Source organism: Rhizobium sp. PEPV16 (genome assembly GCF_008919455.1).
Taxonomy (GTDB): domain Bacteria; phylum Pseudomonadota; class Alphaproteobacteria; order Rhizobiales; family Rhizobiaceae; genus Rhizobium; species Rhizobium leguminosarum_Q.
In genome coordinates, this window is the sequence record NZ_VSZV01000213.1 from 12268 (window position 1) to 13693 (window position 1426).

Below are 1426 nucleotides of genomic sequence, written 5' to 3' on the forward strand. Positions count from 1 at the left end.
GCGCTCGAAGGTGTGGTGGTCACCCGCTACGGCTATGGCTGCGAGACACGCGGCATCGAGATTATCGAGGCCGCCCATCCGGTGCCGGATGCGGCTGGCCTTGCCGCCGCAAAGCGGCTGACGGAGACGGTGAACGGGCTGACGGAAGACGATCTGGTGATCGCGCTGATCTGCGGCGGCGGCTCGGCGCTGCTACCCGCCCCACCGGACGGGCTGACCCTTGAAGACGAGATTGCTCTCAACGAAATGCTGCTTGCCTCGGGCGCGCCGATTTCGGCGATGAATGTCGTGCGCAAGCATCTCTCCACCATCAAGGGCGGAAGACTTGCGGCAGCGACTAAAGCGAGGGTCGTCAGCCTGATCGTCTCCGATATTCCCGGCGACAACCCGGCTCATGTCGCCTCCGGGCCGACAGTGCCTGATGGTTCGACACGGCACGATGCGCTCGACATCATCAGGCAATACGGATTGCAGCTGCCGCAGGCAGCATTCGACCATCTGAACTCGCCGAAAGCCGATGCACCGCGGCCGGACGATCCGGTCTTCTTGCGGCACGCGTATCACATCATCGCCTCCGCCGGCGTTTCGCTGGAGGCCGCCGCCGCCCTGGCGAAGTCGCAGGGGATCGAGCCGGCGATCCTTTCAGATGCAATCGAGGGGGAATCGCGCGACGTGGCGCTGGTGCATGCGGCGATTGCCCGCGAGGTATTGGGCCGCAACAGGCCGTTTTCCAAGCCGGTCGTCATCCTTTCCGGCGGCGAGACGACGGTGACGCTGAGAGCCAAAGGCAGCAAGGGCGGACGCAATGGCGAATTCGCGCTCGCCATGGCGCTTGCGATCGACGGACAGGAGGGCATTCATGTCCTCGCTGCCGACACCGACGGGATCGACGGCTCGGAGGAAAATGCCGGCGCCTTTGCCGATGGCGGCACGGTGAGGCGCCTGCGCGCCGCCGGGCTCGATCCGCGCCGGCTGCTCGACGGCAATGATAGCTATTCGGGCTTTGCCGCCACCAGCGATCTCTTCGAAACCGGCCCGACCGGAACCAATGTCAATGATTTCAGGGCTATCCTGATCCGTTAGAGCAATTTCAGGAAAAGTGCTAAGCGGTTTTCCGTCCGGAATTGCGTAAAACAAAAGCAGCCGGCCGCCGGCGGCGCTGGCGGATCAGGTCTCGATCCGCCCCTGCCCGACCAGCCAGCCGACCGATTCCTGCACCGCCTGCAGGGAGGTGTATCTCGGGGTGTAACCGAGCAGGCGTTTTGCTTTGGCGATCGAGCAATTCGGGCTGCGGGCGATATGTTCCCATGTCGCCTTCGCATCCTCAGCCGTCTGACTTTCGGCCCAGGCGTCGAAGGGGGCGAAGCTGAGTTTCGGCTCGTGCCCGAACCAGCGAGACATGGATTCGGCATAACCGCGAAGGGTC

Annotated in this window: 1 protein-coding gene and 1 pseudogene; one reads left to right on the forward strand and one right to left on the reverse strand. The window is 64.0% G+C overall.

Annotated features, from left to right (window positions below; genetic code table 11):
* The coding region (locus FY112_RS06630; RefSeq protein ID WP_246700622.1) for a glycerate kinase at positions 1–1083 on the forward strand (1083 nt) is incomplete at its 5' end.
* Positions 1084–1167: 84 nt separating this feature from the next.
* Here FY112_RS06630 and FY112_RS06635 read toward each other — a convergent pair.
* Positions 1168–1426: pseudogene (locus FY112_RS06635) on the reverse strand (NAD(P)-dependent oxidoreductase); the annotation flags it as partial.